Here is a 13,225-nt window from a genome sequence, read left to right on the forward strand (position 1 = left end):
TTTTCATCATGCCTCTCGTATCCATGCGTCAACTGCTGGACCATGCCGCCGAAAACGGTTACGGCCTGCCGGCGTTCAACGTCAACAACCTGGAGCAGGTCACTGCCATCATGGAAGCCGCCAATGAAGTCGGCGCGCCCGTGATCATGCAAGCCTCCGCCGGTGCCCGCAAGTACGCGGGTGAAGCCTTCCTGCGCCACCTGATCTCGGCGGCCGTGGAAGCCTATCCGCACATCCCCGTGGTGATGCACCAGGATCACGGCCAGTCGCCGGCGGTCTGCATGGCCGCCATCAAGTCCGGTTTCTCCTCCGTGATGATGGATGGCTCGCTGGAAGCCGACGGCAAGACCGTGGCCAGCTACGAGTACAACGTCGAAGTCTCGCGCAAGGTGGTCGAGTTCTCGCACGCCATCGGCGTGACGGTCGAAGCCGAACTGGGCGTGCTGGGTTCGCTGGAAACCATGAAGGGCGACAAGGAAGACGGCCACGGTGCTGACGGCACCATGACCCGTGAACAGCTGCTCACCGACGTGAACCAGGCGGCCGACTTCGTCAAGGCCACCCAGTGCGACGCGCTGGCTATCGCCATCGGTACTTCGCACGGCGCCTACAAGTTCTCGCGCAAGCCCACCGGCGACATCCTGGCGATCGATCGCATTAAGGAAATCCACGCCCGCATCCCCAACACCCACCTGGTGATGCACGGTTCTTCGTCGGTGCCGCAGGAACTGCTGGCCGAGATCCGCGAATTCGGCGGTGACATGAAGGAAACCTACGGCGTGCCGGTCGAAGAAATCCAGGAAGGCATCAAGCACGGCGTGCGCAAGATCAACATCGACACCGACATTCGTCTGGCCATGACCGGTGCGATCCGCCGCTACCTGTTCGAGAACCCGTCCAAGTTCGACCCGCGCGACTACCTGAAGCCAGCCCGCGAAGCTGCCAAGCTGGTCTGCAAGGCACGTTTCCTGTCCTTCGGCTGCGAAGGTCAGGCTGGCAAGATCAAGCCGGTCTCGCTGGAAAAGATTGCCGAGAAGTACAAGAGCGGCGAACTGGCACAGATCGTCCAGTAAGCACGCAAGCCGCTGAACGGCCTACGCCGGACGCAAGGCCCCACCGACCGGAATCGCCCTGAAAATGGCGGTTCCGGTTTTTGACTTTACGAGAAGACCACCATGAGCAGTCTCTACAAATCCTCGATCACTTCCCTGCCGCTGCTGGGCACAGGCAAGGTCCGCGAAAACTACGCCGTCGGCGACGACAAGCTGTTGATCGTGACCACCGATCGCCTCTCGGCCTTCGATGTCATCATGAACGAACCGATCCCCGGCAAGGGCAAGGTCCTGAACCAGATGAGCGATTTCTGGTTCGAGAAGCTGGGCCACATCGTGCCCAATCACCTGACCGGCGTCGATCCCGAGTCCGTGGTGAGCCCGGCCGAAGTGGAGCAGGTGCGCGGACGCGCCGTGGTGGCCAAGCGCTTGAAGCCCATCCTGGTGGAAGCCGTGGTGCGCGGCTACATCATCGGTTCCGGCTGGAAGGATTACCAGGCCACCGGTGCGATCTGCGGCATCCAGCTGCCGGCCGGTCTGCAGCAGGCTTCCAAGCTGGAACAGCCGATCTTCACCCCGGCCGCCAAGGCCGACCTGGGCGAACACGACGAAAACATCAGCTTCGAAGAAACCGAAAAGCGCATCGGCACCGAACTGGCCCACAAGATCCGCGACGTCGCCATCCAGCTCTACAAGGAAGCCGCTGACTATGCGGCCACGCGCGGCATCATCATCGCCGACACCAAGTTCGAATTCGGCCTGGATGACAACGGCGTGCTGCACCTGATGGATGAAGTGCTGACGGCAGACTCTTCGCGCTTCTGGCCGGCGGACAGCTACCAGGTCGGCATCTCGCCGCCGTCCTTCGACAAGCAGTTCGTGCGCGATTACCTGGAAACCGTCGAGGGCTGGCAGAAGACCCCGCCGGCACCGGCGCTTCCGGCCGATGTGATCGAAAAGACCGGTGCCAAGTACCGCGAGGCGCTGGAACGCCTGACTGGCGAGAAGCTCAAGGACTGACGAGGACCGGACATGAACGATACTGTCAAACCGTTGATCGGCGTGGTCATGGGGTCGTCCTCCGACTGGGAGGTGATGCAGAATGCGGTCGCCATCCTGAAGGACTTTGGCGTGCCCTTCGAAGCCCAGGTGATCTCCGCGCACCGCATGCCGGACCAGATGTTCGCCTACGCCGAGAGCGCCCGCACGCGCGGCCTGCGCGCCATCATCGCCGGTGCCGGCGGTGCCGCGCACCTGCCGGGCATGATCGCCGCCAAGACCATCGTGCCGGTGCTGGGTGTGCCGGTGCCTTCGAAGTATCTGCGTGGCGAGGATTCGCTGTTGTCCATCGTGCAGATGCCCAAGGGCATTCCGGTGGCCACCTATGCCATCGGTGAAGCCGGTGCCGCCAATGCGGCGCTGTCGGCCATCGCCATGCTGGCCACCACCGACGCGGCCCTGGCTGAAAAGCTGGAAGCCTTCCGCAAGACCCAGACGCAAGTCGCCCTCGACATGAAGTTGCCTGTATGACCCAGCAGTCCGCCTCCACTCTTCGTCCCGCCGTTCCCTCGACCACTCCGGCCACCTGGCTGGGCGTGATGGGCGGTGGCCAGCTCGGCCGCATGTTCGCCCACGCGGCGCAGAGCATGGGCTTCAAGGTCGCCGTGCTGGAAGCCGATGCCGACTGCCCGGCCGGGCAGGTGGCGGACCGCCTCATCAACGCCGCCTACGACGACGGTGCGGCGCTGGCCGAACTGGGGGCGCTGTGTGCGGCCATCACCACCGAGTTCGAGAACGTCTCGGCCAAGAGCCTGGCCACGCTGGCGGCACAGACCTTCGTGGCACCGGCGGCTTCCGGCGTCTCGATTGCGCAGGACCGTACTGCCGAGAAAGCCTTCTTCACCGAGTGTGGATCGCAGTCCGGCGTGCTGCCGGCCCCGCACCTGGTGATCAACAGCGCCGCCGATATCGATGGTCTAGATCCCAACCTGCTGCCGGGCATCCTCAAGACGGCCCGCATGGGTTATGACGGCAAGGGCCAGGTGCGCGTGCGCACCATCGACGAAGTGCATGCCGCTTTCGCCGCCATGAAGGGCGTGACCTGCGTGCTGGAGAAGATGCTGCCGCTGGCCTATGAAGTCTCGGTGCTGGTGGCGCGCGGCCATGATGGCCAGGCCGTGGTCTATCCGATTGCCGAGAACGTGCATCGTGACGGCATCCTCTTCACCACCACCGTGCCCGGTCCCAACATCAAGGCCGATGCCGCTGCGCGTGCGCAGCAGGCGGCTTTGCAGATCATCGGCGCGATGCACTACGTCGGTGTGCTCTGCATCGAATTCTTCGTGCTGGACGATGGCGCGCTGGTGGTCAACGAGATGGCCCCGCGTCCGCACAACAGCGGCCATTACACCATCGATGCCTGCGTCACCAGCCAGTTCGAACAGCAAGCCCGCGCCATGGCGCGCCTGCCGCTGGGCGATACGCGCCAGCATTCGCCCTCGGTGATGCTGAACATCCTCGGCGATGTCTGGTACGAGGGTGACACGGACGCGCAGCGCGAGCCGGCCTGGGATCAGGTGCTGGCCCTGCCCGGTGCGCACCTGCACCTGTACGGCAAGGCGGAAGCACGTCGTGGCCGCAAGATGGGCCATGTCACCTTCACCGGTGCCACGCTGGCCGATGCACAGCGCCAGCTGGCAGCCGCCTGCGCCATCCTCGGCATCACGCTGTAAGCGAGGCCGGCGATGAACGACAAGCGCGCTTCTTCCACTGTGCCCATCGATGTCGCGGCCATCATGCACGCCGCGCGCAAGCTGGAGCAGGGAGGACTGGTGGCCTTCCCGACCGAGACCGTCTATGGCCTCGGCGGTGACGCCGAAAACCCGGCCGCCATTGCTGCCATCTATGCGGCCAAGGGACGTCCTGCCAATCATCCGGTGATCGTGCACGTTTCACCGGAAGCCGATATCGGCTATTGGGCCGCGTCGGTGCCGGTGGAAGCGCGGCGCCTGATTGCCTCGTTCTGGCCCGGTCCGCTCACGCTGATCCTCAAGCGCGCTGCGCACATTCCCGATGCCGTGGCCGGTGGCCAGGATTCAGTGGGCGTGCGCTGCCCTTCGCATCCGGTGGCGCAGGCGCTGCTGCGCGAATTCCGCGGCGGCAAGGGCGGCATCGCCGGTCCCTCGGCCAACAAGTTCGGACACGTCAGTCCGACCACCGCCGAGCACGTGCGCGAGGAATTCGGCAGCGATGCCGACAGCCCGGTGGCTTACGTGCTTGATGGCGGTCAGAGCGAAGTGGGCATCGAGTCCACCATCGTCGATCTGTCCCGCATCGAGACCCATGGCCCGGTGCTGCTGCGCCCCGGCCAGATCAGCGCGGATCGTATCGCTGCCGTGCTCGGTGTGCCCCTGGCCACGCCCGACGCCACTGCACCGCGCGCATCAGGTACGCTCGATGCGCACTACGCACCGCATACGCCGGTGGTGCAGGTTGCGTCGGCCGAGCTGCCAGCGCTCCTGGGCAAGTTGGCTGGCATCGGTCAGAAGGTCGCGTTGATCCAGCGTGAATTCCGGGGTGATGGTGTGCCCGGCGTCACAGTGATCCGGCCCATGCCGCTCACTGCCGATGCTTATGCCCACGATCTCTATGCCGCCCTGCGCGACATGGACCATGCCGGCGCAGACCTCATCGTGGTGGAATCTCTGCCCCTCAGTGCAGACTGGCAAGGCGTCAACGACCGCCTGCGCCGCGCGGCCTTCGATTCGCAGGGTTTGCTGGCGCGCCTGATCCAGGACTGAACGGCGGCTCAACCAAAGTCTGATCGTCCGCAACGCCGGTCATTTGGCACTCCGCCAATGATCGGTCGGTGCGACGTTGCTGACTTGTGCTTCCCGCCATCGCCCATCCTGCTATGCCAGTACTGACTCGCCAGTCAGTACGCGGTTGCCAAAAGCAGACATGCACTATCGTGCTCTTCACATGTTCTATACAAAATGTGACAAAGCTGGCATAGTATCTCCACCGAATAGCACGCGCGTTCTTTTTGTTTCGTCAGCGTAAAAACCACGTACGGACCAGTTACGCAGGATTACGTTGAATAATGAAAAACGGTAACCAGCCGTGACAGCAATCCCGTCTATCGCCAGACATCGGGAATAAAAAATCCGGGCACTGCCCGCAACTCTTGGAGACAGCAATGCAAAAACAATTTTCCTTCCTGCCCAAACTCGCCGCATTGTCCGTGATGGCAGCGTGCGCTGCACCGGCCATGGCGCAGACCGCGGGCAGCAATATCATCAATCTCGGCTGGTTCCATCTGGCACCCCAGGATTCCAGCGAAACCCTGCGCAAGAACGACGGTCCGGGCGCTGGTCCGATTCCCGGTTCCGGCGCAACCGTCAATAGCGCCGATACCCTGGGCATCGCTTTCACTCACTTCCTGACGGACAACTTCTCGCTGACCGCCGACCTGGGCATTCCCCCGACCTTCAAGCTCGACGGTACCGGCACGCTGGCCGGTGTGGGTCAGATCGGGCAGGCCAAGCAGTGGAGCCCGGCGATCGTGGCCAAGTATCACTTCGGTGATGCCAACAGCACCTTCCGCCCCTTCGTTGGTGCCGGCGTGACCTATGTCTGGTATGACAACATCGAACTGAGCAACAACTTCCAGCGCACCATCTCCAGCAAGTACACCAATGGCGCCGTCACCAGCGCCAAGTCCAGTGCCGCCCTGAGCTCGTCGTGGGCCCCGGTGCTGACCGTGGGTGCCAACTACAACTTCGACAAGAACTGGTCCGTGGGCTTGTCCGTGTCCTACATCCCACTCAAGACCAATGCCGACATCACCACCGAGCTGCCCGCTGCAGCAGGTGGCACGACGCACTCGAGCACCAGCCTGACGATCAACCCGATCGTCAGCTTCCTGTCGGTGGGCTACAAGTTCTAAGACCGGAACGCTGCTGAAAAAAATGGCACCCGGAGCAATCCGGGTGCCATTTTCTTTTGGGCAGCTGCCTCAAAGCACAGCAGACGCGCTGTTCAGAAAGCTTCAGTCTTCGTGAACCGGCCATTGTGGAAGACCAGCGCGGCTTGCGGGTCGACTTCGCAATGTTCCACCTCGCCCACGAAGATGACGTGGTCGCCTTCCGGATACTGGCTGCGGTTGTGGCATTCGAACCAGGCCGAGGCCCCATCCAGAATCGGCTGGCCGGTGCGCGAGAGCGTGTAGGCCACGCCTTCGAAGCGGTTTTCCATCTTGCTGGCGAATTGCTGCGCCAGATGCGCCTGCTCGGCGCTGAGGATGTTGATCACGTAATGCGAATTGCCGGAGAACACCGGCAGGCTGTTGGCGCGTGTGCCGAGGCTCCACAGCACGAGTGGAGGATCCAGCGAAACCGAATTGAAGGAGCTGGCGGTCAGTCCCAGGAGGCTGCCATCGGCCAGCCGCGTGGTGATGACGGTGACGCCCGTGGCGAACTGCGACAGGGCCTGGCGGAAATGCGCCGCGTCGAACTGACGCGCTTCGGCGCGGGGAAAGCGTGTGTGCATCGGGAGTCTGCTTGGAGGTCGAAGCGCTGCGGCCTGCACCTTGCGGCCAGCCGGTCAATGCGCGGAGATGCACATGATAACGGATCGCGCGCAGTCTTGCCGTGCGGGCTGGGCTTGGATGGCTTGAGAATGCTTCACATCGGCCTCACTTGAGGTGCTGAATTGGAGTAAAGTTTTATAACAAGCAACTTAACGGGAGAACATCATGGCCACGGAAATTGCAGTACTCGGCGGCGGCTGCTTCTGGTGCCTGGAAGCGGTGTACCAGCAGGTCAAGGGCGTGCAGTCGGTGGAGTCCGGCTATACCGGCGGCAGTGTGGTCAACCCCAGCTACGAGCAGGTGTGCGGCGGCCAGACCGGGCATGCGGAAGTGGTCAAGCTGGCCTTCGATCCGCAGCAGATCAGCTTCCGCGAGATTCTGGAAATTTTCTTCACCATCCATGACCCGACCACGCTGAACCGCCAGGGCAATGACGTCGGTACGCAGTATCGTTCAGTCATCTACTATCAGGACGAGACCCAGCACGAGACGGCCAGGCACATCATCGCCGAGATGGCCTTGGTGTGGGATGCGCCCATCGTGACCGAACTGTCGTCGCCGCAGACCTACTATCGCGCCGAGGACTATCACCAGAACTACTTCGTGCAGCATCCCTTCCAGGGCTACTGCGCCTTCGTGGTGGCGCCCAAGGTGGCCAAGCTGCGTGAGGTGTTTGCGGAGAAGAGCAAGCCGGAATAAATTCCCGCTGCGTGTGACGAGGTTCCACGTACAAGGCGTACAACGTACAACGGGCCTGCCCAAGAAAGGGCAGGCCCGTTGCTTGATGGGGCTGGCGAACGCTTATTGTTGTGCGTAGATGTACTTGCGCGACCACGGCAGCTGCTGTGCGCTGCGGCCGGCCTTGGTGCAGATGACCTGATACAGCGAGATCCAGTCGCGTTCGAAACCGTAGGCGCTGCCGGCCAGGTAAACGCGCCAGATACGGTAGCGCTTCTCGTCGGTCACGCGGTGGATGGCGTCGGCGTTGGCTTCGAAATTGTCGGCCCACAGGCTGCAGGTGCGGGCATAGTGGCGTCGCAGGTTTTCGACGTCGAACGCTTCCAGGCCGCCTTCCTGCATGGTCCGCAGCACCGTGCTGATGTGCGGCAGTTCGCCGGCGGGGAACACGTACTTGTCGATGAATTCACCGGCCCCATAGGGCGACTCGCCATTCTCGATGTCGGTGCTGGTGATGCCGTGGTTCATGGCCATGCCGCCATCGGCCAGCAGCTTCCTGATCTGGGCAAAATACGTCGGCAAATTCTTGATGCCCACATGCTCGAACATGCCCACGGAGGTGATGCGGTCGAAGGTGCCGGTGACGTCTCGGTAGTCCTGCAGGCGGATCTCGATGCGGTCGCCGAGTCCGGCCGCTTCCACCCGCTCACGTGCCAGGGCGTACTGGTTCTTGGAAAGCGTCACGCCCACGCAGCGCGCACCGAATTTCTGCGCCGCCCGCAAGACCAGCGCACCCCAGCCGCAGCCGATGTCGAGCAATGTCTGGCCGGGCTTGAGCTGGATCTTCTCCAGGATGTGGTCGATCTTCTTGAGCTGGGCCGTGGCGAGATCCTCGTCGCCGTTCTCGAAGTAGGCGCAGGAATACACCATGTTCTCGTCCAGGAACAGCTTGTAGAAATCGTTGGAAACGTCGTAGTGATACTGGATGGCTTCGGCGTCCCGCTTTTTGGTGTGCGTCACGCTGCGCACCATGCGGCCCAGCCGGCCCTCGGCCTTGAGGGTGTTGGAAGCCAGACCGTTGGCGACCTGGATGATGCTCTTGACCTTGCCCTCGACCTCGATCTTGCCTTCGACGTAGGCCTCGCCCAGGTTGGCCAGCGACGGCTTGAGCAGTGAAGTGATGGCTGAAGCGTGCGGAACCTTGAGCGTGACTTCAGGCGTACCGCTGCTGAAGTCGTAATGCTGTCCGTTCCACAGCTCCAGCCGCAGTGGCAGGGCCGACACATTGCGAATGTTTTCTACCCAGGCGTCTAGCTTCTTTTCCCAAAACACGATGTCCTCCGCGTCAGTGATGAATGCTGATCGGCCCTGCCAGGCATCGTGCGATGTCCTCAGGGCTGCAGGCGCTGCCGTTGCCACTGGCCATCATCGGAGCGCGTGTAGAGCACGCGGTCGTGCATGCGGGAGGGGCGGCCTTGCCAAAATTCGATGCGATCGGGAATCACCCGGTAGCCGCCCCAATGTTCCGGGCGGGTCGGGTGGTCCCCGAATTGCTGCTTGGTTGCTTCATATTGCTGTTCCAGCGTCTCGCGGCTGGCCACGGTCCGGCTCTGCTGCGAGGCGATCGCGCCGAGCTGGCTGGCCAGGGGGCGACTGTAGAAGTACGCGTCGCTCTCTTCCTTGGTCACGCGCTCGATCTTTCCTTCGATGCGGACCTGGCGTTCAAGTTCGACCCAATGGAACAGCAGCGCCACGTACGGATTCTCCGCCACATCGACGCCCTTGCGGCTGTCGTAATTGGTAAACCAGGTAAAGCCCAGCTGATCGAACTGCTTGATCAGCACGATGCGCGACGACGGCCGTCCATCAGCCCCCACGGTGGCCACGCTCATGGCGTTGGGCTCGGGGATCTGCGCCTTGGTCGCTTCGTCGAACCAGACTGCAAACTGGTCAACGGGATCGGTGGCAGTGTCGAGTTCGGACAAACTGGCGCGGCTGTAGTCTTTACGTAGGTCAGCTAACGACATGCTTCTTGCTCCTTGGGGAGTGGCGCTAGATTAGCGCGTTTCAAAATGTTTTGCAGAGCAGCAAAACGGCGAATGCGAGCCATTGTGCGGCCTGGCGGCCGCTTGCTCCATGATCGCAAGCAAGGCGCGCCAATAAAAAAGCCGATGCATTATCGCATCGGCTTTCGTGGTTTGCCGGGGCCGGACCAGGTCCGGCCGCTTCAGGCAAGCGCGGGCAGGATCAGTTGGTCTTGACGGCTTCGACCTGGATGGCCAGCTTGGTCTCCATCGAGAAACCATACTTGGCACCGTAGTCGATACCGAAGTCGGCGCGGTTGAAGGAGGCCGACGCATCGCCGCCGCACACTTCACGCTTGAGCATCGGGTGCTGGATGCAGGTGAACTTGTTCAGGGTCAGGGTGACCGGCTTGGTCACGCCGTGCAGGGTCAGTTCGCCTTCGACGGTGGCCGGCTTGTCGCCGTTGAACTTGATGTTGCCCTTGTATTGGGCGGTCGGGTACTTGGCGACGTCGAACATGTCGGCGCTCTTGGCGTGATCGTTCATCTTGGCCATGCCGAAGTCGATGGAGGCGGTATCGATGGTGATGTCGACGGTGCCGGTCTTGGCGGCGCGATCCAGGGTCACGGTGCCGCTGGTCTTGTCGAACTTGCCGCGCCAGATGGACACGCCCATGTGGTCCGCTTCGAAGCTGGGGTAGGTGTGGCTGGGGTCGATGCTGTAGGTGTCGGCAGCGTTGGCGGAGACGGCGGCACCGGCGGCGACCAGGGCGAGCAGGAGGTGATTCAGTTTCATTTGTTTGGATTCCTTGAGTGAAAAAAACCGCAGGGGAGCCCGCCCCTTGCAGGGCGGTGCGTCATGGCGCGGAACGACTTTTATTGATGTTGTTGAGGCTGCTGATGCTGTTGCTACGAATTACTGGGCCACGATGTGGAACTTGATCGTCACTTCATCGGCCACCATGCCGGTATCCTTCCACTCGCCTTCACCGACGTTGTAGGTCAGGCGCTTGATGGGCAGGGCACCGTCGAAGACCTGGGTGGCTCCGTCCTTCTTGACGGTCAGCGGGAAGCTGACATCGGTGCTCTTGCCCTTGATGGTCAGCTTGCCGGCCACGTCATATTTGCCGGCGCCAGCGGCCTTGATGCTGCTGGCCACGAAGCTGGCCTTGGGGTATTGGGCGGCGTTGAACCATTCCTTCTTTTGCACTTCCTTGTTGTACTCGGCTTCACCCAGGTCGAAGCTGGCGACGTCGATCTCCACCGACGCCTTGCCTTGTTCCGGCTTGGCCGCGTCGAAGTCGATGGCGGCGTTGAATTTCTTGAACTTGGCATCGACCGGGACGTTGAGCTGCTTGAAGGTGGCAGTGACGCTGCTCTTGGCGGCATCCACCTTCAGCGGGGCTGCTTGGGCGGAGAGGGTGAAGGCAGCAGCGGCCAAGGCCAGCAGAGTGGGTTTGAGGAAGCGGGTGGAGCGAGTGGAGGTCATGTCGGGTTCCGTAAAAAAACGAGCAATATGAATGATCTTGCGTAGCGTGCGGCGAGCAGGGGATCAGGGCAGCATGCGTTTGAAGATATTGTCACGATCGATGAACTGATGCTTGAGCGCGGCCAGCACGTGCAGGGCAAAGGCGGCCAGCAGGGTCATGTTGAGCCAGTAGTGGGTGGCCTTGAGCAGCGGCTTCCACTCCGGATTCGGGGCAATCAGCACCGGCAGCGGCACTACGCCCAGGTAGACCACCGGTACGCCGGCGGCCAGGCTGTAGAAATAGCCGGAGACGGGAATGGCGAACATCAGCACGTACAGGCCCAGGTGCAGCCCGTGTGCCGCCGACTGTTGCCAGCCCGGCATGTTGGCCGGATAGGCCGGGGCCTTGTGCGTGAGGCGCCACAGCAGGCGAACGCAGACCAGCGCCAGTACGGTCACCCCCAGCCACTTGTGCCAGGAAAAATACTTCAGCTTGGTTGGGGTCAGGCCGGGAATGTCGACCATGGTCAGCCCCAGGCCGAAGGCGGAGATGATCAACAGGGCAATCAGCCAGTGCAGCAGCACGGCGGGTTTGGTGTAGCGTTCCATAGGATGTGGCGAGCGTGGGTGGCGTTTGGAGCGGCTGGCTCTGCAATGGTTCTGCAGGGCGGGCAGGCCGGGCTGGCGTCGCGAAATCCGCGAAGATTCCGGGCGGCAAGCGATCATGCCACTCTTTTTGACCCTGCTGAGTATAAAGAGCTTTCGCTGCTCGCATTACTCGCCGAAATGGCACTTCAGCCATCCGTTTTTGCGAGTAATCCTAACAATGATTCAGGATTGTGGCCGCACAAATGAAAAATGGCGCACATTGCTGTGCGCCATTCGTGCATTTTGCTGATCGTTGATATGAACTATCAGATCTGCTTGGCCAGTTCCACGGCGGTACCGATGTAGTTGGCCGGGGTCATGGCCAGGAGGTGGTCCTTGGCTTCTTGCGGGATGGCCAGGCCATTGATGAAGTCGCGCAGCGCGTCTTTGGAAATGCCCTTGCCGCGGGTCAGTTCCTTCAGCTGCTCATACGGATTTTCGATGCCATAGCGGCGCATGACGGTCTGCACCGGCTCGGCCAGCACTTCCCAGGTGGCGTCGAGGTCGTCGGCCAGGCGTTGCGGATTCACTTCCAGCTTGTTCAGGCCGCGCAGGCAGCTGTCGTAGGCCAGCAGGGTGTAGCCGAAGCCCACGCCGATGTTGCGCAGCACGGTGGAGTCGGTCAGGTCACGCTGCCAGCGCGAGACCGGCAGCTTCTCGGCCAGGTGCTTGAGCACGGCGTTGGCCATGCCCAGGTTGCCTTCGGAGTTTTCAAAATCGATCGGGTTGACCTTGTGCGGCATGGTCGAGGAACCGATTTCGCCGGCCTTGGTGCGCTGCTTGAAGTAGCCCAGGGAGATGTAGCCCCAGATGTCGCGGTTCAGGTCCAGCAGGATGGTGTTGGTGCGGGCCACGGCATCGAACAGTTCGGCCATGTAGTCGTGCGGCTCGATCTGGATGGTGTAGGGGTTGAAGGTCAGGCCCAGGCGCTTTTCCACGACTTCCTTGGAGAAAGCGGCCCAGTCGGTCTGCGGGTAGGCCGACAGGTGGGCGTTGTAGTTGCCGACGGCACCGTTCATCTTGCCCTGGATCTCGACGCTGGCGATGCGCTTGGCGGCACGTTGCAGGCGCGCCACGACGTTGGCCACTTCCTTGCCCAGGGTGGTGGGGCTGGCCGGCTGGCCGTGGGTGCGCGAGAGCATCGGCACTGCCGCGTGTTCGTGGGCCAGCGCGGTCAGCTTGGTGATCACGGCTTGCAGCGAGGGCAGCAGCACGGTGTCGCGCGCGGCCTTCAACATCATGCCGTGCGAGGTGTTGTTGATGTCTTCGGAGGTGCAGGCGAAGTGAATGAATTCGGAGGCGGCCACCAGCTCGGGCACATCCTTCACTTGTTCCTTGAGCCAGTATTCCACGGCCTTGACGTCGTGGTTGGTGACGGCTTCGATTTCCTTGATGCGGGCGGCGTCGGCTTCGGTGAAGTCGGCAGCCAACTTCTCCAGCAGCGCGCGGGCCTCAGGCGAGAACGGCTTGATCTCGGCGAAACCAGCTTCGGACAGCGCTTGCAGCCAGGCAATCTCGACCTTCACGCGATGGTGCATGAAGCCCGCTTCAGACAGCAGCGGACGCAGTTGATCGGTCTTGGAGGCGTAGCGGCCGTCCAGCGGGGACAGGGCCGAGAGAGCAGAGAGGGACATGATGGAAACGATGGAAACGGAAGAGATGCGTTGACTGAAGATTGGCGAGTTTTGGCAGGCTTTTATGCCAAAACCCGAATCGCCTGAGCCCGGCATTTTACCATCGGCACGCCGGCCGGCCCAATTTTCCC

Annotated in this window: 14 protein-coding genes; 7 read left to right on the forward strand and 7 right to left on the reverse strand. The window is 62.1% G+C overall.

Annotated elements, in window-relative coordinates:
• Positions 1–8: 8 nt before the first annotated feature.
• The 6 genes from fba (at position 9) to JOD78_RS11370 (ending at position 6,000) form a co-directional block, all read left to right on the forward strand.
• Positions 9–1,073, forward strand: coding sequence for a class II fructose-bisphosphate aldolase (gene fba, locus JOD78_RS11345; RefSeq protein WP_006461735.1), 1,065 nt, complete (start codon positions 9–11; stop codon positions 1,071–1,073).
• A gap of 102 nt (positions 1,074–1,175) precedes the next feature.
• Positions 1,176–2,072: a phosphoribosylaminoimidazolesuccinocarboxamide synthase gene (locus JOD78_RS11350; protein WP_209533541.1), complete on the forward strand. Its 897-nt coding sequence runs from the start codon at positions 1,176–1,178 to the stop codon at positions 2,070–2,072.
• Between the two features lie 12 nt (positions 2,073–2,084).
• Positions 2,085–2,582 carry a 5-(carboxyamino)imidazole ribonucleotide mutase gene (gene purE, locus JOD78_RS11355; protein WP_034331809.1) on the forward strand — a complete coding sequence of 166 codons (498 nt, stop codon included), beginning with the start codon at positions 2,085–2,087 and terminating at the stop codon, positions 2,580–2,582.
• A complete protein-coding gene (locus JOD78_RS11360) occupies positions 2,579–3,784 on the forward strand; it encodes a 5-(carboxyamino)imidazole ribonucleotide synthase (RefSeq protein ID WP_209568042.1) in 1,206 nt (401 codons plus the stop codon). The genes purE and JOD78_RS11360 overlap by 4 nt, the downstream gene beginning before the upstream one ends.
• Positions 3,785–3,796: 12 nt before the next feature.
• Positions 3,797–4,852 (forward strand): L-threonylcarbamoyladenylate synthase, encoded by a 1,056-nt coding sequence (locus JOD78_RS11365; RefSeq protein ID WP_209568040.1) that lies wholly within the window; start codon positions 3,797–3,799, stop codon positions 4,850–4,852.
• 398 nt (positions 4,853–5,250) lie between these two features.
• Positions 5,251–6,000, forward strand: a complete 750-nt coding sequence (locus JOD78_RS11370) for an OmpW family outer membrane protein (RefSeq protein WP_209568038.1) — start codon at positions 5,251–5,253, stop codon at positions 5,998–6,000.
• Positions 6,001–6,092: 92 nt separating this feature from the next.
• Here the strand turns inward: JOD78_RS11370 and JOD78_RS11375 are convergent, their stop codons facing one another.
• A complete protein-coding gene (locus tag JOD78_RS11375; protein ID WP_034339252.1) occupies positions 6,093–6,602 on the reverse strand; it encodes a flavin reductase family protein in 510 nt (169 codons plus the stop codon).
• Between the two features lie 205 nt (positions 6,603–6,807).
• Here JOD78_RS11375 and msrA point away from each other — a divergent pair, with 205 nt between their 5' ends.
• Complete coding sequence (gene msrA, locus JOD78_RS11380) at positions 6,808–7,341, forward strand: peptide-methionine (S)-S-oxide reductase MsrA (RefSeq protein WP_209568036.1); 534 nt, start codon at positions 6,808–6,810, stop codon at positions 7,339–7,341.
• Between the two features lie 102 nt (positions 7,342–7,443).
• Here msrA and JOD78_RS11385 read toward each other — a convergent pair whose 3' ends face one another.
• The 6 genes from JOD78_RS11385 to purB all read right to left on the reverse strand — a co-directional run bounded on the left by JOD78_RS11385 (position 7,444) and on the right by purB (position 13,094).
• Positions 7,444–8,652, reverse strand: coding sequence for a cyclopropane-fatty-acyl-phospholipid synthase family protein (locus JOD78_RS11385; RefSeq protein WP_209568035.1), 1,209 nt, complete (start codon positions 8,650–8,652; stop codon positions 7,444–7,446).
• Between the two features lie 59 nt (positions 8,653–8,711).
• Entirely contained in the window at positions 8,712–9,347 is a 636-nt protein-coding gene (pdxH, locus tag JOD78_RS11390; RefSeq protein WP_209568033.1) for a pyridoxamine 5'-phosphate oxidase, read from the reverse strand.
• Between the two features lie 220 nt (positions 9,348–9,567).
• Positions 9,568–10,140: a YceI family protein gene (locus JOD78_RS11395; protein ID WP_034332026.1), complete on the reverse strand. Its 573-nt coding sequence runs from the start codon at positions 10,138–10,140 to the stop codon at positions 9,568–9,570.
• A 120-nt stretch (positions 10,141–10,260) separates the two neighbouring features.
• Positions 10,261–10,833 carry a YceI family protein gene (locus JOD78_RS11400; protein WP_121043049.1) on the reverse strand — a complete coding sequence of 191 codons (573 nt, stop codon included), beginning with the start codon at positions 10,831–10,833 and terminating at the stop codon, positions 10,261–10,263.
• Positions 10,834–10,896: 63 nt separating this feature from the next.
• Positions 10,897–11,421: a cytochrome b gene (locus JOD78_RS11405; RefSeq protein ID WP_039786260.1), complete on the reverse strand. Its 525-nt coding sequence runs from the start codon at positions 11,419–11,421 to the stop codon at positions 10,897–10,899.
• A gap of 305 nt (positions 11,422–11,726) precedes the next feature.
• Entirely contained in the window at positions 11,727–13,094 is a 1,368-nt protein-coding gene (gene purB / locus JOD78_RS11410; RefSeq protein WP_209568031.1) for an adenylosuccinate lyase, read from the reverse strand.
• Positions 13,095–13,225 lie beyond the last annotated feature (131 nt).

This window comes from Herbaspirillum sp. 1130, assembly GCF_017833835.1.
GTDB lineage: Bacteria > Pseudomonadota > Gammaproteobacteria > Burkholderiales > Burkholderiaceae_D > Herbaspirillum > Herbaspirillum huttiense.

Excerpts from the sequence above, each read along its gene's own strand:
- JOD78_RS11400 (WP_121043049.1), bottom strand. The coding sequence starts at position 10,833 with ATGACCTCCACTCGCTCCACCCGCTTCCTCAAACCCACTCTGCTGGCC.
- msrA (WP_209568036.1), top strand. The coding sequence starts at position 6,808 with ATGGCCACGGAAATTGCAGTACTCGGCGGCGGCTGCTTCTGGTGCCTG.
- pdxH (WP_209568033.1), bottom strand. The coding sequence starts at position 9,347 with ATGTCGTTAGCTGACCTACGTAAAGACTACAGCCGCGCCAGTTTGTCC.
- JOD78_RS11375 (WP_034339252.1), bottom strand. The coding sequence starts at position 6,602 with ATGCACACACGCTTTCCCCGCGCCGAAGCGCGTCAGTTCGACGCGGCG.
- JOD78_RS11405 (WP_039786260.1), bottom strand. The coding sequence starts at position 11,421 with ATGGAACGCTACACCAAACCCGCCGTGCTGCTGCACTGGCTGATTGCC.
- JOD78_RS11360 (WP_209568042.1), top strand. The coding sequence starts at position 2,579 with ATGACCCAGCAGTCCGCCTCCACTCTTCGTCCCGCCGTTCCCTCGACC.
- purE (WP_034331809.1), top strand. The coding sequence starts at position 2,085 with ATGAACGATACTGTCAAACCGTTGATCGGCGTGGTCATGGGGTCGTCC.
- fba (WP_006461735.1), top strand. The coding sequence starts at position 9 with ATGCCTCTCGTATCCATGCGTCAACTGCTGGACCATGCCGCCGAAAAC.
- JOD78_RS11370 (WP_209568038.1), top strand. The coding sequence starts at position 5,251 with ATGCAAAAACAATTTTCCTTCCTGCCCAAACTCGCCGCATTGTCCGTG.
- JOD78_RS11350 (WP_209533541.1), top strand. The coding sequence starts at position 1,176 with ATGAGCAGTCTCTACAAATCCTCGATCACTTCCCTGCCGCTGCTGGGC.
- JOD78_RS11365 (WP_209568040.1), top strand. The coding sequence starts at position 3,797 with ATGAACGACAAGCGCGCTTCTTCCACTGTGCCCATCGATGTCGCGGCC.
- JOD78_RS11395 (WP_034332026.1), bottom strand. The coding sequence starts at position 10,140 with ATGAAACTGAATCACCTCCTGCTCGCCCTGGTCGCCGCCGGTGCCGCC.
- purB (WP_209568031.1), bottom strand. The coding sequence starts at position 13,094 with ATGTCCCTCTCTGCTCTCTCGGCCCTGTCCCCGCTGGACGGCCGCTAC.